This window comes from Pantoea trifolii (assembly GCF_024506435.1).
GTDB classification, from domain to species: Bacteria; Pseudomonadota; Gammaproteobacteria; order Enterobacterales; family Enterobacteriaceae; genus Pantoea; species Pantoea trifolii.
This window is the reverse complement of record NZ_JANIET010000001.1, coordinates 2146353-2170069: the sequence shown is the minus strand read 5'-3', so window position 1 is coordinate 2170069 and position 23717 is coordinate 2146353. Positions and strand designations below refer to the sequence as shown.

Below are 23717 nucleotides of genomic sequence, written 5' to 3'. Positions count from 1 at the left end.
GATCTGAGTTGAAGGCGGGCATAAAAAAGCACCGAAGAATTAATCATTCGGTGCTTCTGTTTCGCCTTAACAGCGGACTAACGTTACTTCAGCGCAGCCAGCGCCGCATCGTAGTTTGGCTCTTCGGTGATTTCATTCACCAGCTCGCTGTAAATCACTTTATCGTTTTCATCCAGCACCACCACGGCACGCGCGGTCAGGCCTTTCAGCGGGCCATCCGCAATCGCCACGCCATAGTTTTCTTTGAACTCAGCGCCACGCAGAGAAGAGAGCGTGATCACGTTGTTGACGTTCTCAGCGCCACAGAAGCGTGACTGAGCAAAAGGCAGGTCGGAAGAGATGCACAGCACGACCGTGTTGTCTGCTTCACCTGAACGCTCGTTAAACTTACGCACCGAAGCCGCACACACGCCAGTATCAATGCTTGGGAAAATGTTCAGAACTTTGCGTTTGCCTGCATAATTAGCCAGGGATACGTCAGCAAGATCTTTGGCGACCAGGCTGAAAGGTTTAGCTTGCTCGCCAACTTGTGGGAACTGGCCTGCAATCGGCACCGGATTGCCCTGAAAGTGAACAGTCTGAGACATGCGATTTCCTTTTTTAACGATGAAATATCTGACTTTTGGAACGTCAGAACAGGTATAGCGCTTGTTTATGACATAATTTTTAAGGGTTTACGAGCGCATTTCCTGGCGATAATCGAGCCGGCTCGCATTTAAGCGACGGATTTAAGGAGAAATAATGAGAACAGTGAAGAGTTATCCGGAAGCCTGGCCGTTACATTCGCCGTTTGTTATTTCACGCGGCAGTCGCACCGAGGCGCATGTTGTGGTGGTGGAGATCGAGCAGGATGGCGTTAAAGGCGTCGGGGAAGCGACGCCGTACGCGCGCTACGGTGAAAGCGAGGCGTCGGTGCTCAAGCAGATCGCCTCGCAGTTTAGTGCGTTGCAAAGTGGGATGACACGTGAAGCGCTGCAACAGGCGTTACCGGCGGGCGCGGCACGTAACGCCATCGACTGCGCACTGTGGGATTTAGCGCGACAGCAGCAGGGCAAAAGTCTGGTGCAATTGTGCGCGGTGCAACTGGCCGACGAGATTGTCACCGCACATACCATCAGCATCGATACGCCAGATGCGATGGCCAGCAGCGCGCAGGCGTTGTGGCAACATGGCGCGCGTTTATTGAAAATCAAAATGGACGATCACCTTATTAGCGAACGTTTAGTGGCGATACGCAGCGCGGTACCGGACGCGACTTTGATTGTCGATGCCAACGAATCCTGGCATGCCGAAGGCCTGGCGGCACGCTGTCAGCTGCTGGCCGATCTCAATGTCGCGATGCTGGAACAGCCGCTGCCGGCCGCAGAAGACAGCGCGCTGGGCAACTTTATCCATCCGCTGCCAATCTGCGCCGATGAAAGCTGCCACACGCGTGAAAGCCTGCCGCAGCTGAAAGGGCGCTATGAGATGGTGAATATCAAGCTGGATAAAACCGGTGGATTAACCGAAGCGTTAGCGCTGGCAGAGGCGGCGCAGCAACAGGGATTCGCCATTATGCTCGGCTGCATGCTCTGCACCTCACGGGCGATTCGTGCGGCATTACCGCTGACGGCGCGCGCGACGTTCGCGGATCTCGACGGTCCAACCTGGCTTGCGGCCGATGTAGAACCGTCGCTGCACTTCTCTCACGGCGTACTTAAGCCGCTGGCTGCCAGCGCAGCAGATTGATCATCGCTTCCAGATAGACTTCGGTGGCTTCGTCCACCGAAATCGGCGGCATCTCGGCGGTAATACACAACAGGCCGAGATCGTCGCACCAGCTGCCAAACGAACCCGGCGTGGCATAACCCACGCTACTCACCACCGGCAGCGCGGTCTGCTGCGCCAGCCACTTTGCTAAATCGCTGTGGTGCGGATCGTCAATGCAGGCCAGCGGTTCATGCCACGAAACCACCCAGCGCGGTTTAATCTGATGAATGAGCTGGCACAGCGCGCGGGTTTCCGGTTCGGAAGAGGGACCTGATCCGGTTGAAAGCACCACATCACGTTCATCCGCTTCACTGTTCCAGCGATATACCGTGTCGCCATGCTGCCAGTTAGCGGCGGGGAAGTTACGGTTGAGATCGACGCCGTTGGCGTTGGCGCGCAACCCCAACTGACAACCATCGGGATTGACCGCCAGAACAACGTGATGACGCCGCAGCGCTCCCGGCAAGGTACGCATCGCACCGGATAATGTGGCAATCGCGGCATTCTCATCGCCGTGCGTGCCAGCGATAATCAGCCCGCTTTCGGCATCGGCGGCGGGTGCCGGAAACCACAGCAGTGGCGCGCCCAGCACCGATTGCCCGTATTGTTGCCAGACAGCGTCCAGCTTGCCGCGTAGCGGACGTGGATGGTATGACGACATAACGTTCCTCTATGAAATGCTTCCAACACCGCCAAAAGCCTTCTGGCGTTCAAGGTAAAAAATGTGACCGGGAATCCAGCCTCAACATAACGGTAAATAGCCTGCGGGGAAATAGCTATATATCAATCAGCAATTTGCGATAAAGTGCCAAACGTTGCTGGCGACACAATCTCTTCGCGGTCGCCATTTTTTTCGCGTAAAGGAGTGGTGATGAAACTAACGTTCCGCAAGACGCTGACTGCGTTAATTGTAGCCAGTGCAGTCTCACCCGCATTCGCCGCCAACGTGCCGTCGGGCGCACAGCTGGCCAGCACCCAGGAAATCGTTCGCCATATTAAAGATGAACCCGCTTCACTCGATCCGATGAAGGCGGTTGGCCTGCCGGAAATTCAGGTGATGCGCGATCTGTTTGAAGGGCTGACCAACCAGGATGCCCACGGAAAGATCGTTCCGGGCGTGGCGCAAAGCTGGAGCAGCAACGACAACAAAACCTGGATATTTACCCTGCGCAAAGATGCGCGCTGGTCAAATGGCGAGCCGGTTACCGCGCAGGATTTTGTCTACAGCTGGCAACGTTTAGTTGAACCAAAGAACAGTTCGCCATTTGCCTGGTTTGCCGCGCTGAGCGGCATTGAGAACGCGGAAGCGATCACCAAAGGACAGATGAGCGCCGATAATCTCGGGGTGACGGCGACCGATGCGAACCATCTTAAGGTGACGTTGTCACGCCCTGTGCCGTGGTTCCCGAGTATGGTTGCTAATGCCGCGATGTATCCGGTATCGCAGAAAGTGATTGAAAAAGAGGGTGATAGCTGGACGTCACCGGGCAAGCTGGTCGGCAATGGCGCTTATCAGCTTCAGGATCGCGTAGTAAACGAAAAAATCGTGCTGGTGCGCAACGCCAACTATTGGGATGACAAAAAATCGGTGCTGACTAAAGTCACCTTTATCCCGATTAATGAAGAATCCAGCGCCACTAAGCGTTACCGCGCCAATGACATCGATATCACCGAATCCTTCCCGAAAAACATGTACGCGCTGCTGAAGAAAGAGTTGCCGGGCCAGGTGTATACCCCGGATCAGCTTGGCACCTATTACTACGCCTTCAATACCGAGAAAGGGCCAACCGCCGATGTACGCGTGCGTAAAGCGCTGTCTTGGAGCATCGATCGTCGCATTATCGCGGAGAAGGTTTTGGGCACCGGTGAGAAACCGGCCTGGCACTTTACACCGGACGTTACCGCCGGTTTCACCCCGATGAAAAGCTATCTGCAGCAACATAGCCAACAGGAGCTGAACGCGCAGGCAAAAGCGTTGCTGACGGCGGCAGGTTATGGACCCGGCAAACCGCTGCATTTGACGCTGCTCTACAACACCTCAGAAAGCCATCAAAAAATCGCTATCGCGGTGGCTTCAATGTGGAAGAAGAATCTCGGCGTGGATGTCACGTTGCAAAATCAGGAGTGGAAAACCTATATCGACAGCCGTAACAGCGGCAATTTCGATGTGATCCGCGCCTCGTGGATCGGTGATTATAATGAGCCGTCAACCTTCCTTAGTCTGCTGACCTCGACGCACAGCGGCAATATCGCGCGTTTCCGCAGTGCCGATTACGATGCGGTGATCAACAAAGCCAGCACCGAAACCAGCGTGGCGGCGCGTAACACCGATTACAACAAAGCCGAGCAGATCATCGCCGATCAGGCTCCGATCGCACCGATCTACCAATATACCAATGGCCGCTTAATCAAGCCGTGGGTGAAAGGTTATCCGATCACCAATCCAGAAGACGTGGCGTACAGCCGCGAGCTGTGGATTGAGAAACATTAATCCCGCACATCCGCAGGCGGTGATTGTGACCGCCTGTCATCTTTGCTCACAGCCTGATGATTGCAACTGGTCTGCGCCACGCTAGACTGTATCGTATTGATTTTGATAGTGAGGCGAGTGCGTGAACGTCATTGAAGGAAAAGCGTTACAAGTATCCGATGCCATTGTGTCATGTCAGCTGGACGGCGCAGGCGGCATGATCCCCATCGAAGATAAAGACGTCATCAACTGCGAACGTCCCTGCTGGTTGCACCTCAATTACACCCAACGGCAAAGTGCGGAATGGCTGCAAAACACGCCACTGATCCCCGATTCTGTGCGTGACGCGCTGGCGGGCGACAGCATGCGTCCGCGCGTCACGCGCCTTGGCGACGGATTCATGATTGTGCTGCGTAGCGTGAACCACAATGCTGATTCGCGTCCCGATCAGCTGGTGGCAATGCGCGTGTTTATCAACGATAAGCTGATTGTCTCGACGCGCCGTCGCAAGGTGTACGCCATTGATGCCGTGCTGACCGATCTGCAAAACGGTAATGGTCCGGTTGACGGCGGCAGCTGGCTGGTGGATGTGTGCGATGCGTTAACCGATCACGCCAGTGAATTTATCGAAGAGATGCACGATAAAATTATCGAACTGGAAGATGCGTTAATGAATCAGGAAGTACCTGCGCGCGGCGATTTGGCGCTGCTGCGTAAACAGCTGATTGTGATGCGTCGTTATATGGCACCGCAGCGCGATGTCTACGCGCGGCTGGCCATCGAGAAGATGGCGTGGATGAACGATGACGATCGCCGCCGCATGCAAGAGGTCGCCGATCGTCTGGGCCGTGGACTGGACGATCTCAATGCGGGCGTGGCGCGAACCTCGATTCTGGCAGATGAAGTGGCGTCAATCCTTGCGGAATCGATGAACCGTCGCACTTATACCATGTCGTTGATGGCGATGATCTTCCTGCCAGCCACCTTCCTCACCGGTTTATTCGGCGTCAACCTCGGCGGCATTCCTGGCGGCAATTGGGCGCTGGGTTTCACCGCCTTCTGCGTGCTGCTGCTGGTGATGGTGGGCGGTGTGGCGATATGGCTGAAACGGCGGAAATGGTTGTAAGGCAGAAAAGCGGATTAAACCTGATCGATATCAATATCCCACCAAGGCAATCGGGGCAAACTCTTTCCCGCAGGTGAATGCAACGTCAAGCGATGGGCGTTGCGCTCCATATTGTCTTACTTCCTTTTTTGAATTACTGCATAGCACATTTGATTCGTACGACGCCGGCCCATCCGCCGGCTTTTTTTTGCCCGCTTGGCTTGAATACGCATCCTTTCCTATGCTTAAAGGACATTCAGAGACAAGGAGAAGGGCATGCAAGCGATCATTGCCAGCGAACCAATTCCTACCGATCCACCACCGATTCCCGAACCGATTCCACAACCGCAGCCGATACCACCCGCACAACCTCCGTACGATCCCGAATTTCCGCCGATCCAGGATCCACCACCGCACCGCTAATAAAAAAGGCGCGTAGTCGAAGCGACGCGCCTTATTTAACAGCAAAACCGGTTATTTAATTTCCAGCACATCAAGACGTACGCTGAGATTGGGCGCGTCGTCCTCTTCTGGCTGCCATCCCGCAGGCTGCACCGGCAAGCTTTCACGATCAAACGCCAAATCACCGCCATCTACCACGGCATCACCGTGTTTGATGCCTTTGAAATCGAACAGATTGATGTCGGCCATATGTGATGGCACCACATTCTGCATCGCGGTAAACATGGTTTCGATACGGCCTGGATAACGTTTATCCCAGTCGCGCAGCATATCGGCAACCACCTGACGTTGCAGATTCGGCTGCGAACCGCACAGGTTGCACGGAATGATCGGGAACTGGCGCGCTTCGGCAAAACGAATGATGTCTTTCTCGCGGCAATAAGCCAGCGGGCGAATCACGATATGTTTACCGTCGTCGCTCATCAGTTTGGGTGGCATGCCTTTCATCTTGCCGCCGTAGAACATGTTTAAGAACATGGTCTGCAGGATATCGTCGCGATGGTGACCTAAGGCGATCTTGGTACAACCCAACTCGGTGGCGGTGCGATACAGAATACCGCGGCGCAGACGTGAACAGAGCGAGCAGGTGGTTTTGCCTTCAGGAATTTTATCTTTAACGATGGAATAGGTGTCTTCGTTAACGATGTGATACTCAACGCCCTGTTGTTCCAGATAGGCCGGCAGAATATGCTCCGGGAAACCGGGCTGTTTCTGGTCGAGATTCACCGCCACCAGCGAGAAGTTCACCGGCGCGCTCTGCTGCAAATTACGCAGGATTTCCAGCATGGTGTAGCTGTCTTTACCACCAGACAGACAAACCATGATGCGATCGCCTTCTTCAATCATGTTGAAGTCAGCAATGGCTTCGCCCACGTTGCGACGCAAACGCTTCTGCAGTTTATTGAGGTTGTACTGCTCTTTTTTTGTTACTTCTTGATTTTCTGACATTATTTTCACGCTTGAGAGTGAAGGCGAGGGCCGTTAGCGGCTGAAGCAATCTTCAGCGGCAATAAACCCTATAAACATGACTGCGTATGGTACGGATTGCGGGCGCGAATGCTAGCCTGAAGTGATCTCTTTTCTGATGATAGCGTCATTGCACGATTAGAGTAACACCCGGCGCAGGGCACCGGGCTTTTTCATCTACTCGCTTTTCTCGGTTTTCCCTGCTAACTCCGCCAGCCGCTGATAACGCTGACTGGCGGCTTCCGTTGCATCGCGCCACAACTGTGACGCTTCTTCAGGCCGCTGGGTTTGCAACTGGCGGAAACGCTGCTCGTTCATTAATGCCTGTTCCAGTTCGGAGGTCGGCGGACGCGAATCCAGCGCCAGCGCGGCTTTCCCTTGCTCCGCGCGTCGTGGATCAAAGCGATACAGCGGCCAGAAACCGCTGGTGGTCAGCAGGCGCATCTGCTCGTGGCTGTAGGCAAGATCATAGCCATGTTCTTCACACGGGCTGTAAGCGATGATCAGCGACGGTCCCGGCCAGGCTTCCGCTTCCTGAATCGCTTTCACGGTTTGATTGAGCTGCGCGCCCAGTGAAATCTGCGCCACATACACATGCCCATACAGCAGCGTCGACATGCCGAGATCTTTACGCGCCTTGCGTTTGCCTTGTTCGCCAAACTTAGTCACCGCGCCGAGCGGCGTCGCTTTTGATGCCTGTCCGCCGGTATTCGAGTAGCACTGCGTATCCAGCACTAGCACGTTGACGTTTTCGCTCAGGCTCATCACGTGATCGAGGCCGCCGTAACCAATGTCGTACGCCCAGCCATCACCACCTATCAACCAAACTGATTTTTCTACCAGCGCATCGGCTGCATCATGTAAGGCTTTGGCTTCCGGCTGCGATGACGCAGCAAGCAGGGCGCGCAGCTGTTCAATTTGCTCGCGTCGTTGCGATATGGTGACATTGTCACCTTTTAGTGCATCAACCAATTCCGCCGGTAACTGCGCCGCGCATTGATTCAGTAATCTGAGCGCGCGCTGTTTCTGCTGATCGACGCTCAAGCGGAAGCCCAAACCAAATTCGGCGTTATCTTCAAACAGCGAATTCGCCCACGCCGGACCGCGACCTTCGGCATTGGTGGTGTATGGCGTGGAAGGCAGATTGCCGCCGTAAATGGAGGAGCAGCCGGTGGCATTGGCAATCAGCAGACGATCGCCATACAGCTGCGTTAACAGTTTGATATAGGGCGTTTCACCGCAGCCCGAACAGGCACCGGAATATTCAAACAGCGGCGTGATCAGCTGCGAGGTGCGGATATCAATACGTTCCAGCTGCTCGGCGGTGATCTCAGGCAGCGCGAGGAAAGCAGCGTAATTGGCCTTTTCCGTCTCAACATGCTCGAGGCGTGATTTCATGTTGATGGCTTTGATTTCCGGATGCTGGCGATCGCTGGCCGGGCACACTTCGACGCACAGATTACAGCCGGTGCAATCTTCCGGTGCCACTTGCAACACGTATTTCTGTCCGCGCATATCGCGCGATTTCACATCCAGTGAAGCGAGCGAAGCTGGCGCATCTGCCAGCGCTGCAGGATCAACCACTTTGGCGCGAATCGCGGAGTGCGGGCAGGCGGCGACGCAATGGTTGCACTGGGTACAGAGATCGGGCTGCCAGATCGGCACGGCTTCAGCGATATTACGTTTTTCCCACTTAGTGGTGCCAACCGGCCAGGTTCCATCCGGCGGTAGCGCCGAAACCGGCAATTTATCGCCAAGGCCGGCCAGCATCGCTGCAGTGACGGTTTTGACAAAATCGGGTGCGCTATCAGCTACCACTGGCGGGCGATGTGGGCTGCGATCGTCTACCGGCTTTAGCGGCACTGGCTGCAGCGCTTGTTGTGCCATCGCTAGCGCTTGCCAGTTACGCTGCACCAGCTCTTCACCTTTGCTGCTATAGCTGCGCGCAATGGCGTTTTGCAGTTCAGTTAACGCGCTATCGCCCGGCAAAATCTGGGTCAGCTGGAAAAAGGCCATCTGCATCACGGTGTTGATGCGCGCGCCCAGCTGGCATTCGCGGGCAATACGCGCCGCGTTGATCACATAGAATCGCGCCTGTTTATCGTTGAGTTGGCTCTGCACTTCCTGCGGCAGGCGCGACCACACGTCCTCAGCGCTGTAGGGCGTATTGAGCAGAAAAATCCCGCCCGGTTTAAGCTGATCGAGCATCGAATATTTATCGATAAACTGCAGCTGATGGCAACCAATGAAGTCAGCTTGCTGAATCAGATAGGCGGATTGAATCGGATACTCACTGACGCGCAGATGGGAAACTGTCAGGCCGCCAGCTTTCTTTGAGTCATAGACGAAATAACCCTGCACGTGCCACGGCGTGGCGTTGCCGATTATCTTTAGGTTGTTTTTGCTGGCGCTGACGCTGCCGTCGCTGCCCAAACCATAAAACAGCGCTTCAAGCCGCGCGCGATTCGGTACGATATTGGCTTCCATCGGTAGCGATAGATGGGTGACGTCGTCGTAAATGCCGACGGTAAAACGCGCTGGCGGTTGATCGCGCTGCAAGGCGCGGAACACTGCCAGCACCGCATCGGGTGCGAACTCTTTCGACGACAAACCATAGCGACCGCCAATCACCTTCGGCAGCGATGCGCGCTCGCCACGGCTGTAGGCTTCAGCCAGCGCGGTCATCACATCCAGGAACAGCGGTTCGCCCAGCGCGCCGGGCTCCTTGGTGCGATCGAGCACCGCAATGCGTTGGGCGGAAGCGGGGATCTTTTGCAGCAAATGCGCCGCCGAAAACGGGCGATAAAGGCGCACTTTCACCAGCCCGACTTTCTCGCCGCGCTGCAGCATCACATTAATCGCCTCTTCGGCGGTGCCGCAGCCGGAGCCCATCATTACAATCACGCGTTCGGCCTGTGGATGGCCGTAAAACTCAAACGGCTGATAATGGCGGCCGGTATTTACGCCAAACGCGTTCATTGCGTCTTCTACATGCTGGGTGCAATCGTCGTACCAGCGGTTAGTGGCTTCACGTGACTGGAAATAGGTATCAGGATTGGCGGATGTCCCGCGAATCGTCGGGCGATCCGGCGTTAACGCGCGGGCACGATGGGCATTAATCGCCTCGGCGGGCATCAGCGTCTGCAAGGTTTCATTGCTGATCGGCACGATCTTGTTGATTTCATGCGAGGTGCGGAAGCCATCGAAGAAGTGGATAAAAGGGATGCGGCTATTCAGCGAGGCGATTTGTGCAATCAGGGCAAAATCCTGTGCTTCCTGCACGCTGGAGGCGCAGAGTTGCGCACAGCCGGTTTGACGCACCGCCATGACATCGGAGTGATCGCCAAAAATAGACAGCGCGTGCGTTGCCACGGTACGCGCCGCGACGTGCAGAACAAATGGCGTCAGCTGGCCCGCCAGTTTGTAGAGTGTCGGGATCATCAACAGCAATCCCTGCGAAGAGGTGAATGTAGTAGAGAGTGCGCCGGTTTGCAGCGCGCCGTGCACGGTGGCGATCGCGCCGCCTTCCGATTGCATCTCAACCACGCGCGGCACATCGCCCCAGATATTCCGGCGGCCTTCGCCTGACCAGCTATCCGCCAGCTCGGCCATGGTCGAGCTGGGCGTGATGGGATAAATGGCAATCACTTCGCTGGTGCGGAAGGCGACCGAAGCCACTGCACCGTTACCGTCGACGGTAATCATAAATCGTCCTTTGCTACGCTGAGAAACCCGTAGAATTTACGGGGGTTATCAGTTCAGTTTAGCAAAGGGCTTTGGCGCGACTTTTTCGTCTGTGTGCTTGCGAGATGGCAGCGCACCGGAATCTAACATTGCTGATTTTTACATCATCTCCAGCGACTGAACGCCTTTGATTTCCATCACTTTGTCATAGATGTTGTGCATTGGCGTGCGTCGTGACAATGTCACCTCGACGCTCAATTCGCACAGGCCAATTTCTTCATCACGATTCACCACGGCGATATGGCCGTAGCGCACATTCTCGCGTTGCAGCACCAGTAACACCAGCGGCACGCTTTTCGGTTTGAGATGCACCAGCAACGTATGATGACGGCCAATCAGCCAGTGACTGATGCGACGGAACGTCTCCAGCACCACCAGCGCCAGCACCGTGCCGTAAATACCGATTTCATACATGCCACTACCGATCACCAGACCAATCGCCGCAGTAACCCATAAACCGGCGGCGGTGGTGAGACCTTTCACCACTTGCTTCTGAATAATGATGGTACCGGCGCCGAGAAAGCCCATGCCGCTCACCACCTGCGCCGCAATACGGCTGGGATCGAGCGCCACATGATCGCTGACTAACATGTCGGCAAAGCCATATTTCGATACCAGCATAAACATCGCGCTGCCGATACCGACCAGAATATGGGTGCGCAAACCGGCTTCTTTGGCGCGCAATTGCCTTTCCAGGCCGATCAGCCCGCCGAGAATCCCGGCCAGCGCGATGCGAATCAGCATATCCGTCAACATCGATCTCTCCTTAGTGGTTGATAAACAAACAGTCCGCCGGGTGAAAAGGGCGGAAATATCTCAAACAGGATAATTCTGCTTGTAAACAATGAAATTAAATTTTGTAAAAAGCTGTGTCGCCTATCGATCCCTCAGCGCACCTGACATATTCTGGTGCGACTTTTTCGCTCAATCCCCGGAGCCCCATCGATGAAAGCCGCTCTCTTCCTGCTGGCTGGCGCCACCTTGTTACTTTCTGCCTGCAGCAGCAACAGTGATAACGAACCGCCGCAACAAGCTACTGCCGCCCACGTACAACCGCGCGTTGTGATGTCATCAATGGCTGAAGTGAATTGTAGTAATGCCGGGGGATCGCTGGCGTTTTCACGTCAGTTAGACGGTTCACGCATAGGTATGTGCCAGTTGGCTAATGGTCGTCGTTGTGACGAACAGGCGCTGATGGGGGGAAGCTGCGCCCGCTAACGCAGGCGCAGAAGGGTTAAGCAGTGACCTGATTCGGGCTGGTTTCGCCGCGCTCCAGCTGCTGCAAGTTGCTGAGGGTGGTTTCTGAAATTGCTGTCAGCGCTTCAGCGGTCAGGAAAGCCTGATGGCCGGTGAACAGCACGTTGTGGCAGGCCGAGAGACGACGGAACACATCATCCTGAATCACGTCATTCGATTTGTCTTCAAAGAACAGATCGCGCTCGTTTTCATACACATCCATCCCCAACGAACCAATCTTCTGCTGCTTAAGCGCGTCAATGGCTGCCTGTGAATCAATCAAACCGCCGCGGCTGGTATTGATGATCATCACACCATCTTTCATTTGGCTGAACGCCTGCGCGTTAAGCAGATGGTGATTTTCCGGCGTAAGCGGACAGTGCAGCGTAATCACATCGGCTTCAGCGAACAGCGTTTTGAGATCAACATACTCCGCACCCAGCTCCAGCGCCGCCTGGCTTGGATAGGGATCGAATGCCAACAGGCGCATGCCAAATCCCTTAAGAATTCGCATCGCCGCGATACCAATCTTGCCGGTCCCAACTACGCCCGCAGTTTTGTTGTGCATGTTAAAGCCGGTTAAACCATCCAGCGAGAAGTTAGCATCGCGCGTGCGTTGATAGGCGCGGTGAATACGACGATTCAGCGTCATCATCAGGCCAACCGCATGTTCGGCCACCGCTTCCGGCGAATACGCCGGAACGCGCACTACGTTTAAGCCCAGCGCTTTCGCCGCCGCCAGATCGACGTTATTGAAACCGGCACAGCGCAGCGCAATGTGCTTCACGCCCAGCGTCGCCAACTCTTCCAGCACCTCTTTGCTGGCATCATCGTTGACGAAAATACACACCGCATCACAGCCCGCAGCGTTTTTCGCCGTCGCCGGTGTCAGCAGGAAGTCAAAAAACTGCAGCTCAAATCCGTAGCTGCCGTTGACGTGTTCAAGGTATTTCTGGTCGTAATGCTTGGTGCTGTAAACCGCAACTTTCATTGTTTCGCTCCTGAAAAATGCAACGTCGGTATCACAACAGGATAACGTTTTCCGCGTCATTTTGCTGTTCTTCAGCCAGACTATGTCGCTAACATCTTCATTTGCCGGACGTAACATGCCATCATTTGGCTCCTCGTCAGGATTGTGTAAAGAACAGGAACGTTAACTGCCATGACGCGTGGCCTTCGCCGAACACTTGCTGCGCTGCTGGCGCTGATACTGTTGCTATTGGGATTGCTGCTGACGCTGACGCAATGGTTGCCGCGTCTGGCCGGTATCTGGTTGCCCGAAAATACCCGCGTGGAACTCAACGGCACGCCGCGCTGGCAGCAAGGTGCGCTGCATTTCCCGGCGGTGCGTTATCTGGCGGGCGATTGTGAATTAGCAAACGTCAGCGATGCGGCGCTAGGCTGGCAGCAAAAGCGCTGGCAGCTCAGCGCGTATAACGTGCAACTTAACAGCGACTGCCTGCAATCGCTGCCGCACAGCGAAGTCAGCGGTGCGCCGCGCAGCCTGGCCGACTGGCAGAAGATGTTGCCTGGCGCCGATGTGCATCTGCAAAAAATCACCATTCTGCCGTGGCAGCAATACGCCGGTCGTTTCGATCTCACCTTAGATAAAGAGGTGCAGCAGCTGCATTATCAGGGCGACAACCTCAATGTGGATGCGCGTTTGCAAGGCCAGTTGCTGCAGATTGCCCAGCTGCAACTCAGTCATCCTCTGCTCCCCAAACCGCTCAATCTGCATGGCGATGTCACTTTGCCAACCTTTGCTGATGGCTTGCCAGTGGCGGGCGAACTCAGTGCTGACCTCAATGTTGTGCAGTGGCCGCAGCCGTTAGCACTGACGCTCAACTGGCAGCAACAGCAAGGCACAATGACGGTGAAACAGCAGGATGACGATCAGCCGCTGCTGCAGCTGCCGTGGCAGGTCGACGAGCGGCAGATTCGCATTACGCAAGGTCAATGGCGCTGGCCGCAGGCCGATCAGCCGCTATCGGGCGGCATGGCCGTGACGCTGGAAAACTGGCAGCAAGGAATGGAAAACACGCTGGTCAGCGGGCGATTCAACCTGCTGACGCAAGGGCGCGGCGGCAAAGGCAATCTGGTTTTAAGCGTTGGCCCCGGCAAGCTGAGCATGGTTGACAGCGCCTTGCCGTTCCAGTTGACCGGCGAAAGCAAATTCGCCGATCTGCAGCTATTTGGCAGCATGCCCGGCTTGCTGCATGGCGTGTTGACCGATCCGCAGTTGAGCCTGAAACAGGGTGCGCTGCTGCGTTTGCGCGGTCGCTTGCTCTCAACGCTGGAAGTAGACGAAGCGCGCTGGCCGTTGGCGGGCGTGACGGTGGCGTCGCGTGGCATCAATGGCCGCCTGCAGGCGATCCTCAAGGCACACGATCCCAGTTTTGGTCGTTTCAGGTTGCATCTTGATGGACGCGCCAGCGATTTCTGGCCGGACAGCGGCGTGTGGAACTGGCGTTATTGGGGGGACGGTCAGATCGAGCCGCTCTCTGCCAAATGGGACGTGAAGGGCACCGGCAGTTGGCAGGACACCTTGATCAGCCTCGACACACTGAATACCGGTTTCGATCAGCTGGCGTACGGCATGGTGCAAGTGGCTAAACCGCGACTGACGCTCAATGCGCCGGTGCGCTGGCAGCGCGATCCCTCGCATCCGGCGTTTAACGGTGGCTTCACGCTAAAATCCGGTCAAACCCAGTTTAGCTACGGCGGCTGGCTGCCGCCATCAGAACTCAATTTTGAAGCCAAAGGCAGCGATCCCAGCCAGTTTATCTGGCGCGGTCAGCTGACGGCGCAGGATATTGGCCCGGTGCGCGTACATGGCCGCTGGGACGGCGAACGTCTGCGTGGCGAAGCATGGTGGCCAGCGCAGTCGTTGACGGTGTTCCAGCCGCTGCTCAGCAGCGATTTAAAAATGCGTATTCAGTCGGGTGAACTGCGCGCGCAGGTGGCATTCTCGGCCGCCAGCGAGCAGGGCTTTGAAGCGGGCGGTCACTGGACGGTGAAAAACGGCAGCCTGTGGATGCCGGACAGTGAAATCAACGGTATCGATTTCTCGCTGCCGTTTCGCCTGAAGGATCATCAATGGCAGCTTGGACGGCGCGGTCCGGTTTCACTGCGGATCGCCGAAGTGAAAAATCAGTTCTCGCTGCAAAACATCACCGCTGATTTGCAAGGTCACTATCCGTGGCAGGAGCGCCAGCCGTTAACGCTCAGCAACGTCAACCTTGATCTGTTAGGCGGTCACGTTAGCATGCCCGAGCTGCGTATGCCGCAGCATGAAGCGGCGCGCGTCTCGCTGAAAGAGATCAATCTCAGCAAGCTGGTTAGCGCGATTAAACCCAAGCAGTTTGCCATGTCTGGCAAGGTTAATGGCGAGTTGCCGCTGTGGGTGAACAATCCGCAATGGCTGATTGAAAAGGGCTGGATCGCCAACAGCGGCCCGCTGACCTTCCGGCTGGATAAAGACATGGCGGATGCCATTGTCAGCAATAACTTTGCGGCCGGAGCAGCACTGGATTGGCTGCGCTATATGGAGATCTCGCGTTCATGGGCCACTATCGATCTGGATAACTTCGGCAATCTGATCATGCAGTCGGAAGTGAAAGGCGTCAGCCAGTTCAGCAACCGCCGTCAGACCGTCAATCTGAACTACCGGCATCAGGAAAATCTGTTCCAGCTGTGGCGCAGTCTGCGCTTTGGCGATAATTTGCAATCCTGGGTGGAGCAAAATGCCACCTTACCCTCGAAGAAGGATCCCCAACCATGAGCCTCAGGGCATTACTGGTGCTGGCAGCCTGGCTGCCGCTGATTGGCTGCGTGCCGCGCATTGAAGTTGCGGCGCCGAAAGAGCCCATCACCATCAATATGAACGTCAAAATTGAGCATGAGATTCACATCAAGGTGGATAAAGATGTGGAAGCGCTGCTGAAGAATCAGAGCGGACTGTTTTGAGGAGAAGCATGATGAAACGCAAGGGGATCGCGCTGCTTGCGGCGCTGCTGCTGATGCCTTCTGCCTGGGCGCTCACGCTGGATGAGGCGCGTCAACAAGGGCGCGTAGGTGAAACGCTCAGCGGCTATGTGGCGGCGCGTCAACAGGATGAAGAAACGCTGGCGCTGGTCAAACGCATCAACGATGGCCGCCTGCAGCAATATCAGCGTGTGGCACAGCAAAATAATTTGAGTGCCAGCGAAGTGGCGCGTATTGCCGGCGAGAAGCTGGTGAATCGCGCGGGTAGCGGCGAGTATGTGCGCGGTATCAATGGACAGTGGCTGCGTAAATAAGGTTTATCAGCGGATAATTCTTTTCTGGGAGCGTTAAATGCCAATGCCTCAAACTACAACGGAAGCACAGAAACGCGCCTTAATCGCCGGTTCAGTGGGCAATTTCATTGAATGGTACGAGTTTGCGGTGTATGGCTTCCTCGCGACGGTGATCGCGCAGAACTTCTTTCGCCTGCAGGGTGAAGCCGAGCTCACCGGCATTATTCTGACCTACGCCTCCTTCGCCATCGCCTTTTTCTTCCGTCCGCTGGGCGCGATATTTTTTGGCCGCATGGGCGATCGTATTGGGCGCAAGCCTACGCTGATTTTTGTCTTGATCATGATGACGCTGGTGACGACTGCGATCGGCATTATTCCCACCTATGCCAGCATTGGCGTGGCGGCGCCGCTGATCATCACCGGGCTGCGCATTTTGCAGGGCTTGTTTGCCGGAGGTGAATACGGCGGTGCGGTGTCACTGATGACGGAATTTGCCCCCAAAGGGCAGCGTGGGCGTTACGGTGCCTGGCAGTCATTTACCGTGGCATTGGGCCTGCTGGCGGGTGCTGGCATTGTCGCGTTGCTGTCGGCGGTGCTGAGTGCAGACCAGATGCACAGTTGGGGCTGGCGCGTTCCTTTCTTCCTCGCCTTGCCGATGGGGATGGTGGCGCTGTGGCTGCGCTACAGCATGGAAGAAACGCCCAGTTTTGTGCGTCAGCAACAAACGCAAAACGCGCAACAACCGGCAGCGGTGAGCGCCAGTTTTGGCACAACGATTAGGATTATTTTGCTGGCGATCAGCCGCGTGATGGTGTGGTCAGCGGCGGGTTATACCTATCTGGTGATCATGCCAACCTATCTGCAATCTTCGCTGCACACCGGCTTCAACCAGGCGCTGTTGATTGCGGTGATTTCCAACCTAGGGTTTGCTGCGACCATTATCCCAGCTGGCATTCTTAGCGATAAAATTGGACGCCGCAGCGTAATGGTTCTCGCGGCATGCTTGTTGCTGGTGCTGGCATTACCGTTACTGAACGTGTTGCAGGCCGACTCTTCAACGCTGCTGGTCAAGGCGCTGGTGGTGTTTGTTGCGGGTGGCATTGTCGGGTTGCTGGCAGGACCAGGCCCGGCAATGTTAGCTGAAATGTTCCCCACGCGCGTTCGCTATACCGGGCTGGGCCTGGCTTATTCACTCTCTAACGCGGTTTTTTCGGGGTGTGCCGGATTGATCATCACCTCCCTGATTAAGCAAACGGGGAATCTCGATATCCCCGCCTGGTACATCATGGTGACGGCTGCGATCAGTATTCCGGCGCTGATGACGCTGAATAAAAAAGACCACCTGCGCTCATTGGATGAAGCCGAAAGTTGAAGGCGCTAGCGTGATGCCAATGGTTTAATCGCGTCGTGCACCGGCATTTCTCCGCTGGTCAACTCAATGATCACGCGGCTGACAGCCGGTTGTGCGATGAGTTCAGCCAGCGTCGCCGCCACGTCATCGCGAGGAATATCGCCATACGGGATGGCCAAACCAGCACGCACCTTGCCATGGCCTTTCTCATCCGTCAGCGTGCCGGGGCGTAAAATCACCCAATCCAGATCGCTTTGCGCCAGCTCCACATCGGCTGCTTTCTTCACGCGCATGTAGTTTTCAAAGGTGGCGGAGAGGTTTTTATTTCTGCCCGCTTCGGGAAACGCCGAGACCAGCAAGAAGCGTGAAATGCCAGCCTGTTGCGCGGCAGCAACGGCGGTGGTTAATCCTTTGCCATCAATGGCGTTCGTCATCTCTTCACCGCCTTTGCCACCGGCACCAGCGGTAAACACCACCACATCGCTGCCCGTCATCAACGCGGCGAGGGATTTAGCGTCGAGCGCGGCTAAATCGCCATTAACCGGCTCAGCACCCACTTCACGCAAAGGCTGCTCCTGTTCCGCTTTGCGAAACAGTGGGCGCGCGACGTGCCCGTTTGCGGCCAGCAGTGATGCCAGACGACGGCCAATGTTGCCTGCGCCGCCGATAATAAATACGTTGGACATGAGTACCTCTGCAATTTGTTGATAAAAGCAAGTCAGTATAGACAACGTCAATCCGCCGGGAAAAAGCTGCGCAGCTTTTGCCTTTCGCGCCCGTGCTGATCCATATTCTCCGCCGCCAGCCATTGGCGTAACGCCTGCTGAATCGCTGGCCATTCGCTATCAATGATCGATAACCAATCGGTATCGCGATTGCGCTGTTTGCGCGTCATCGCCTGACGAAAACGGCCTTCAAAGGTAAAGCCGATACGCTCTGCTGCGCGTCGTGAAGCCAGATTCAGGGAATCACAACGCCACGCCACGCGGCGATAACCAAGCGTGAAAGCCTGCTGCAACAGCAGATATATTGCTTCACTGCCCAACACGTTGCGCTGCATCAGCGGCGACCAGGTGACATGACCAATCTCAATCGCGCCATTCTGCATCTCGATATTGGCGAAACAGACCGCGCCAACCGCTTGCTGCTTAACCTGATCGATCACCGCATAACTGATTAATCCACTGTCGCCGATTTTGTTGGCGACCCAGTCGGTCATTTCGGCTAACGATTGCGGCTGCGATGCGCCGAGCCAGGTCCAGTCGCGATCGTCGGCTGCCAGTGAAAAGGCGGCAAACAGGGCGGGGGCATGGCTGAGTTGAAGCGGTGTGAGATGGCAAAAACGACCAGTGAGAATGATGGCGGGCGGGAAGGTGGCGGGCTGCCAGTCCGGTAACGCAAAACCGATGGGTTGACCGTATTGATTGTGGTGTATCACTTCATCTCCTTTTACTGGGCTGAAATCGACCATTCAGGGGCTGGCAAAGAAGTGCAGTATGGAGCTGGGAGCGCTTAGAAAACAACAGCAAAAAAAATGCCCGTCAGATAAGCCTGACGGGCATGCATCATAGTGAAAAATGATTACGCAGCAACAATTTGCTTGATGGCGTCTTTTGCATCGTTAGCCGCTTTGGTCGCCACTTCTGGACCATAAGCGATGCCTTCGGCGAACACAAAGTCCACGTCAGTGATACCGATGAAGCCGAGGAACAGTTTCACGTATGGCGTCAGCAGATCGCTGGCCGTATCTTTGTGGATGCCGCCACGGCTGGAGAGAATCACCGCACGTTTGCCGGTTACCAGACCTTCCGGGCCTGCTTCGGTGTAACGGAAAGTCACGCCAGCGCGGGCAATCAGGTCGAAGTAGTTTTTCAACTGAGTTGGGATGTTGAAGTTGTACATTGGCGCGGCGATAACCACGGTGTCATGGGCTTGCAGTTCAGCAATCAGCTCATCGGAGAGAGACAGCGCTTCCTGCTGGCGCGGAGAGAGCGGTGCGTCAGATGGACGCAGTGCGCCAACCAGCTCACCATCCAGCACCGGAATCGGCTGCGCGGCTAAATCACGCACGGTAACCGAGTCACCTTTAGCGCGTGCTTCGTCAGCGTAGAAGTCAGCCAGTTGATTTGACTGAGAGTAACCAGCGAGGATGCTTGATTTCAGAACTAAAACTTTGCTCATGGTATTTTCCTGTGCGTTACGCGGTTGGCTTACCGCTCAATGCTTTACACTGTACGGAGTTAGCCCGCGAGGTAAAAGCGCAATATTTCGAGATCTATGTTCGAAATAATTGAATAACCTCGCACGTCCCGTTCAGGCAGGTGTTCCAAAATGTGCTATGATGCCGACCATTAATTGCTTGAATCCGCCGGGAAACCCTCTGCCCGCTGCAACAACAGGTACGCATCGCTATGTCATCATCCGACTCTTCACCTTTAGCCTCCCTTTGGCCGCGGCTCGATAATCTGACGCTGCGCGACAGTCAACGTCTGCGGCGTCGATTGCTGGGCGCTGCCAAGGTGAAAAATCCTGCGGCGCAGCAGGGCATTATGGCTGAACTGGAGCCGGAATTTGTCGCGGCGGAGCAGCGCCTTGCGCAGCGCACGGCGGCGACACCACGCATCACTTTCCCGGACAACCTGCCGGTCAGTCAGAAGCAGCAGGACATTGCCGATGCGATCAGTCAGCATCAGGTGGTGATCGTCGCGGGGGAAACCGGATCGGGTAAAACCACACAGCTGCCAAAAATCTGTCTGGCGCTGGGCCGCGGGGTAAAAGGGCTGATTGGTCACACGCAGCCGCGTCGTCTGGCGGCGCGCACCGTGGCGAACCGCATTGCCGATGAGCTGGAAACCTCGCTTGGCGGCACCATCGGTTACAAGGTGCGCTTCAACGATCAGGTGAGCGAAACCACCCAGGTTAAGCTGATGACCGACGGTATCCTGCTGGCGGAAATCCAGCAGGATCGCCTGTTGCTGCAGTACGACACCATCATTATTGATGAAGCGCACGAACGCAGCCTGAATATCGATTTCCTGCTTGGTTATCTGCGCGAACTGTTGCCACGTCGTCCCGACTTAAAAGTCATCATTACGTCAGCCACCATCGATCCGCAGCGCTTCTCACGCCATTTCCACAATGCGCCGGTGATTGAAGTTTCGGGCCGTACTTATCCGGTGGAAGTGCGTTATCGCCCGATGGTGGAAGACGCTGACGATACCGATCGCGATCAGCTGCAGGCGATTTTTGATGCGGTCGATGAGCTGGGACAAGAGAGTCGCGGCGACATTCTAATCTTTATGAGCGGCGAGCGCGAAATCCGCGATACCGCCGATGCGCTGATGAAGCGTGATATTGCGCACACCGAGATTCTGCCGCTGTATGCGCGCCTGTCGAACGCCGAGCAAAACCGCGTTTTCCAGTCGCACAGCGGACGCCGCATCGTGCTGGCAACCAACGTAGCAGAAACCTCGCTGACCGTGCCTGGCATCAAATACGTTATCGATCCCGGCACCGCGCGTATCAGCCGCTACAGCTTCCGCACCAAAGTGCAGCGCCTGCCGATTGAGCCGATTTCGCAGGCGTCCGCCAATCAACGTAAAGGGCGGTGCGGGCGCGTTTCGGAAGGTATCTGTATTCGCCTCTATTCCGAGGACGATTTCCTCAGCCGCCCGGAATTTACCGATCCCGAAATTCTGCGTACAAACCTTGCCTCGGTGATTCTGCAGATGACCGCGCTGGGGCTGGGCGATATTGCTGCCTTCCCGTTTGTCGAAGCGCCGGACAAGCGCAATATTCAGGATGGCGTGCGCCTGCTGGAAGAGCTTGGTGCCATCACGCTGAGTGAAGATGAAACCTACAAGCTGACGCCTTCGGGTCGCCAGCTCGCCCAGCTGCCGGTCGATCCGCGTATGGCGCGCATGGTGCTGGAAGCGCAAAAATTTGGCTGCGTGCGCGAAGCGATGATCATCACTGCTGCGCTATCGATTCAGGATCCACGCGAGCGTCCCGCTGATAAAAAGCAGGCATCTGACGAAAAACATCGTCGTTTTGAGGATAAAGAGTCTGATTTCCTCGCCTTCGTGAATCTGTGGAATTACCTGCAGGAGCAGCAAAAAGCGCTCTCCAGCAATCACTTCCGCCGCCTGTGTAAAACCGAATTTCTTAACTATCTGCGCGTGCGTGAATGGCAGGATATCTACACCCAGCTGCGTCAGGTGGTGCGGGAACAAGGTATGCCGGTCAACAGCGAACCTGCGCCGTATCGTGAAGTACACTGCGCTTTGCTTACCGCCTTGCTGTCGCACATTGGCCAGAAAGATAACGACAAGCAGGAATTTACCGGCGCTCGCAACGCGCGCTTCTCCATCTTCCCCGGTTCCGGCCTGTTTAAGAAGCCGCCGAAGTGGACCATGGTGGCGGAGCTGGTGGAAACCAGCCGTTTGTGGGGCCGCGTTGCCGCGCGCATCGATCCGGAATGGATCGAACCGCTGGCGCAGCATCTGATTAAACGCAGCTACAGCGAACCGCACTGGGAAAAAGCGCAGGGCGCGGTGATGGCGACGGAAAAAGTGACGCTGTACGGCCTGGCGATTGTGCAGGCGCGTAAGGTCAATTACAGCCGCATCGATCCTCAGCTGAGCCGCGAGCTGTTTATCCGTCATGCGCTGGTGGAGGGCGATTGGCAGACGCGTCACGCGTTCTTCCGCAACAACCTGAAACTGCGTAACGAAATTGAAGATCTGGAACACAAATCGCGTCGTCGCGACATTCTGGTCGATGACGAAACACTGTTCGCTTTCTACGATCGCCGCATCGGCAGCGATGTGGTCTCAGCGCGCCATTTCGATGCGTGGTGGAAGCAGGCCAGTAAAGAGAATCCGGATCTGCTGAGTTTTGATAAGCAGATGCTGATCAAAGATGGCGCGGACAAAGTCAGCCAGCTCGATTACCCCAACTTCTGGCATCAGGGCAACCTGAAACTCAAGCTGAGCTATCAGTTTGAACCGGGCGCGGATGCCGATGGCGTAACGGTGCATATTCCGCTGCCGCTGCTGAATCAAATCGAAGAGACCGGTTTCGAGTGGCAAATTCCTGGCGTGCGTCGCGAACTGGTTATCGCACTGATCAAATCACTGCCCAAGCCGGTGCGCCGCAATCTGGTGCCCGCGCCGAACTACGCCGAAGCGTTTCTCGGACGCGTTACCGCAATGGAACTGCCGTTGCTGGATGCGCTGGAACGGGAATTCCGCCGCATGACCGGCGTCACCATTGACCGTGAAGCCTGGCAGTGGGATCAGGTGCCCGATCACCTGAAAATGACTTTCCGTGTGGTAGACGAACACAACCGTAAGCTGCAGGAAGGCAAAAATCTGCATCAGCTGCGGCTGCTGCTGAAAGGCAAAGTGCAGGAAACGCTGTCGAAAGTGGCGGACGATGGCCTCGAGCAGAGCGGTTTGCACATCTGGAGCTTTGGCGATTTGCCGCAAAGCTACGAGCAGAAGCGCGGCAGCTATCAGGTCAAAGCCTGGCCGGCGCTGGTGGATGAAAAGGACAGCGTAGCGATTCGGCTGTTCGATAACGAAGTGGAACAGCAGAAAATGATGTGGCGCGGCCAGCGCCGCCTGCTGCTGCTCAACATTCCGTCGCCGACCAAGTATCTGCACGAGAAGCTGCCAAACAAAGCCAAACTCGGTTTGTACTTCAATCCGTACGGCAAAGTGCTGGAACTGATCGATGACTGCATCGCCTGCGGCGTGGATAAGCTGATGGCGGATGCCGGCGGTCCGGCATGGCAACAGGAGAACTTCGAACAGCTGCGCGACAAAGTGCGTGCTGATTTGAATGAAACCGTGGTCACCATCGCCAAGCAGGTCGAACAGATTCTGACCTGCGTGTTCAATATCAACAAGTTCCTTAAGGGACGCGTAGATATGTCGCTGGCGTTGGCGTTAGGCGATATCAAAGCGCAGCTGAATGGCTTGGTGTATCGCGGCTTCGTCACCGGCAACGGCTGGTCGCGTCTCGGTGATACGCTGCGCTATCTGCAAGGTATTGAACGCCGCCTCGAGAAGCTGCCGGTGGATCCACACAGCGATCGTGCGCGCATGCTGAAAGTGCAAGCGGTGGAGCAGGCCTGGCAGACGTGGCGGAATAAATTGCCGCCGCAGCGTCAGGATGATGCCGAAGTACAGGCGATTCGCTGGATGCTGGAAGAGCTGCGGATTAGCTATTTCGCGCAGCAGCTGGGCACGCCTTATCCGATTTCGGATAAGCGTATTTTGCAGGCGATGGAGCAGTTGAGTTAATCAAAAGTGTGATGTGATGGAGGTCGCCATGAATGGCGACCCTACGTGA

General features: G+C 55.9%; 19 protein-coding genes. 10 read left to right on the top strand and 9 right to left on the bottom strand.

What is annotated here, in order from left to right; translation table 11 throughout:
- Positions 1–83 precede the first annotated feature (83 nt).
- A complete protein-coding gene (gene tpx / locus NQH49_RS10070) occupies positions 84–587 on the bottom strand; it encodes a thiol peroxidase (protein ID WP_256696528.1) in 504 nt (167 codons plus the stop codon).
- A gap of 154 nt (positions 588–741) precedes the next feature.
- Here tpx and ycjG point away from each other — a divergent pair, with 154 nt between their 5' ends.
- Complete coding sequence (gene ycjG, locus NQH49_RS10065; RefSeq protein ID WP_256696527.1) at positions 742–1728, top strand: L-Ala-D/L-Glu epimerase; 987 nt, start codon at positions 742–744, stop codon at positions 1726–1728.
- Here ycjG and mpaA read toward each other — a convergent pair.
- Positions 1697–2410, bottom strand: a complete 714-nt coding sequence (mpaA, locus tag NQH49_RS10060) for a murein tripeptide amidase MpaA (RefSeq protein WP_256696526.1) — start codon at positions 2408–2410, stop codon at positions 1697–1699. The genes ycjG and mpaA overlap by 32 nt on opposite strands.
- 210 nt (positions 2411–2620) lie before the next feature.
- On the opposite strand from mpaA, the gene NQH49_RS10055 reads away from it, so the two are divergent.
- The 3 genes from NQH49_RS10055 (at position 2621) to NQH49_RS10045 (ending at position 5747) form a co-directional block, all read left to right on the top strand.
- Positions 2621–4240, top strand: a complete 1620-nt coding sequence (locus NQH49_RS10055) for a peptide ABC transporter substrate-binding protein (RefSeq protein WP_256696525.1) — start codon at positions 2621–2623, stop codon at positions 4238–4240.
- 121 nt (positions 4241–4361) lie between these two features.
- Positions 4362–5345, top strand: a complete 984-nt coding sequence (zntB, locus tag NQH49_RS10050) for a zinc transporter ZntB (RefSeq protein WP_256696524.1) — start codon at positions 4362–4364, stop codon at positions 5343–5345.
- 255 nt (positions 5346–5600) lie between these two features.
- Positions 5601–5747 (top strand): hypothetical protein, encoded by a 147-nt coding sequence (locus NQH49_RS10045; RefSeq protein WP_008106445.1) that lies wholly within the window; start codon positions 5601–5603, stop codon positions 5745–5747.
- A 51-nt stretch (positions 5748–5798) separates the two neighbouring features.
- Here NQH49_RS10045 and ttcA read toward each other — a convergent pair whose 3' ends face one another.
- The 3 genes from ttcA to NQH49_RS10030 form a co-directional block, all read right to left on the bottom strand.
- Positions 5799–6734: a tRNA 2-thiocytidine(32) synthetase TtcA gene (ttcA, locus tag NQH49_RS10040; RefSeq protein ID WP_008106443.1), complete on the bottom strand. Its 936-nt coding sequence runs from the start codon at positions 6732–6734 to the stop codon at positions 5799–5801.
- A 195-nt stretch (positions 6735–6929) separates the two neighbouring features.
- Positions 6930–10457: a pyruvate:ferredoxin (flavodoxin) oxidoreductase gene (gene nifJ, locus NQH49_RS10035; protein ID WP_256696523.1), complete on the bottom strand. Its 3528-nt coding sequence runs from the start codon at positions 10455–10457 to the stop codon at positions 6930–6932.
- A 138-nt stretch (positions 10458–10595) separates the two neighbouring features.
- The gene (locus NQH49_RS10030; protein ID WP_008106437.1) at positions 10596–11252 is read right to left on the bottom strand and encodes an MgtC/SapB family protein; all 657 of its coding nucleotides are present in this window, start codon (positions 11250–11252) and stop codon (positions 10596–10598) included.
- 189 nt (positions 11253–11441) lie between these two features.
- On the opposite strand from NQH49_RS10030, the gene NQH49_RS10025 reads away from it, so the two are divergent.
- Positions 11442–11714, top strand: coding sequence for a putative hemolysin (locus NQH49_RS10025; protein ID WP_061718809.1), 273 nt, complete (start codon positions 11442–11444; stop codon positions 11712–11714).
- 16 nt (positions 11715–11730) lie between these two features.
- On the opposite strand, the gene NQH49_RS10020 is transcribed toward NQH49_RS10025, so the two are convergent.
- The gene (locus tag NQH49_RS10020) at positions 11731–12723 is read right to left on the bottom strand and encodes a 2-hydroxyacid dehydrogenase (RefSeq protein WP_256696522.1); all 993 of its coding nucleotides are present in this window, start codon (positions 12721–12723) and stop codon (positions 11731–11733) included.
- A gap of 171 nt (positions 12724–12894) precedes the next feature.
- Between NQH49_RS10020 and NQH49_RS10015 the strand changes: the two genes are divergently transcribed.
- From NQH49_RS10015 to NQH49_RS10000, 4 genes are read left to right on the top strand one after another with little or no spacing between them, the layout of a single operon-like run.
- Positions 12895–15513 carry a YdbH family protein gene (locus NQH49_RS10015; protein WP_256696521.1) on the top strand — a complete coding sequence of 873 codons (2619 nt, stop codon included), beginning with the start codon at positions 12895–12897 and terminating at the stop codon, positions 15511–15513.
- Positions 15510–15698, top strand: coding sequence for a YnbE family lipoprotein (locus tag NQH49_RS10010; RefSeq protein ID WP_008106429.1), 189 nt, complete (start codon positions 15510–15512; stop codon positions 15696–15698). Before NQH49_RS10015 ends, NQH49_RS10010 begins: the two co-directional genes overlap by 4 nt.
- A gap of 11 nt (positions 15699–15709) precedes the next feature.
- Positions 15710–16030 carry a YdbL family probable chaperone protein gene (locus NQH49_RS10005; RefSeq protein ID WP_008106428.1) on the top strand — a complete coding sequence of 107 codons (321 nt, stop codon included), beginning with the start codon at positions 15710–15712 and terminating at the stop codon, positions 16028–16030.
- A gap of 37 nt (positions 16031–16067) precedes the next feature.
- Positions 16068–17381: an MFS transporter gene (locus NQH49_RS10000; protein WP_256696520.1), complete on the top strand. Its 1314-nt coding sequence runs from the start codon at positions 16068–16070 to the stop codon at positions 17379–17381.
- Between the two features lie 5 nt (positions 17382–17386).
- Here NQH49_RS10000 and NQH49_RS09995 read toward each other — a convergent pair whose 3' ends face one another.
- The 3 genes from NQH49_RS09995 to NQH49_RS09985 all read right to left on the bottom strand — a co-directional run bounded on the left by NQH49_RS09995 (position 17387) and on the right by NQH49_RS09985 (position 19541).
- Positions 17387–18046, bottom strand: coding sequence for an SDR family oxidoreductase (locus tag NQH49_RS09995; protein ID WP_256696519.1), 660 nt, complete (start codon positions 18044–18046; stop codon positions 17387–17389).
- 47 nt (positions 18047–18093) lie between these two features.
- Positions 18094–18831 (bottom strand): GNAT family N-acetyltransferase, encoded by a 738-nt coding sequence (locus tag NQH49_RS09990; RefSeq protein WP_305961183.1) that lies wholly within the window; start codon positions 18829–18831, stop codon positions 18094–18096.
- A gap of 110 nt (positions 18832–18941) precedes the next feature.
- On the bottom strand, positions 18942–19541 hold the full coding sequence (locus tag NQH49_RS09985; protein ID WP_222182197.1) for an FMN-dependent NADH-azoreductase: 600 nt from the start codon (positions 19539–19541) through the stop codon (positions 18942–18944).
- Positions 19542–19771: 230 nt separating this feature from the next.
- Here NQH49_RS09985 and hrpA point away from each other — a divergent pair, with 230 nt between their 5' ends.
- A complete protein-coding gene (gene hrpA, locus NQH49_RS09980) occupies positions 19772–23668 on the top strand; it encodes an ATP-dependent RNA helicase HrpA (RefSeq protein ID WP_256696517.1) in 3897 nt (1298 codons plus the stop codon).
- Positions 23669–23717: the final 49 nt, after the last annotated feature.